This window comes from Cobetia sp. UCD-24C (genome assembly GCF_001306765.1).
Classification (GTDB): domain Bacteria; phylum Pseudomonadota; class Gammaproteobacteria; order Pseudomonadales; family Halomonadaceae; genus Cobetia; species Cobetia amphilecti.
In genome coordinates, this window is sequence record NZ_LJTD01000040.1 from 1 (window position 1) to 784 (window position 784).

Below are 784 nucleotides of genomic sequence, written 5' to 3' on the forward strand. Positions count from 1 at the left end.
CCAGCTCAGCTAACTCATTCGCAAGCTGCTCTGGCGAAGTCGTGTTACGTGCAAGGAGTGAGTACAGCCCAGGAATAACAAAGATCGTTAAGAAAGCTGATAAGGCTACCCCACTAAAAATAACGCCCCCGATCACCATCCGACTTTCAGCGCCAGGGCCCGATCCCAGTATCAATGGAACCGAACTCATCAAGGTGGTGAAGGCCGTCATCACGATTGGCCGTAAGCGCTGCTGTGAGGCGCGAATTAACGCATCATCAAAACGCATACCGGCATCTCGCAACTGGTTGGCGAACTCCACAATCAAGATACCGTTCTTAGCCGCTAAACCAATCAGCATGACAATGCCGATTTGGCTGTAAATATTGATGGTCATATCTGCTGCGTACATGCCGATAACGGCACCTAACACTGCCACTGGCACCATCAACATGATCACCAACGGATGCACAAAGCTTTCAAATTGTGCTGCTAACACCAAGTACGCAATCAGCAAGGCTAGTACAAACACGAAAATAACCGAGCTACCGCTTTCTTTGTACAACAGCGACTCGCCTTTATAATCAATCGAGACATCATCAGGCAGTTCAGCTTTTACGATGTTTTCTAGATAGCCTAGGGCTTCACCCAGCGAGTAACCTTCGGCCAAGTTGGCTTCAATGGTAATACTACGCATACGGTTATAGCGGTTGAGTGAGCCAGACGTAGCCTGTTCATCTACCGTCACCAAGTTCGATAACGGGATCAGCTGATTAGTAGAAGTTGAACGCACGTAGATATTATC

General features: G+C 48.2%; 1 protein-coding gene. It reads right to left on the reverse strand.

The window, feature by feature from the left end; translation table 11 throughout:
• The coding region (locus AOG28_RS17455; protein WP_152965477.1) for an efflux RND transporter permease subunit at window positions 1-784 on the reverse strand (784 nt) is incomplete at both ends.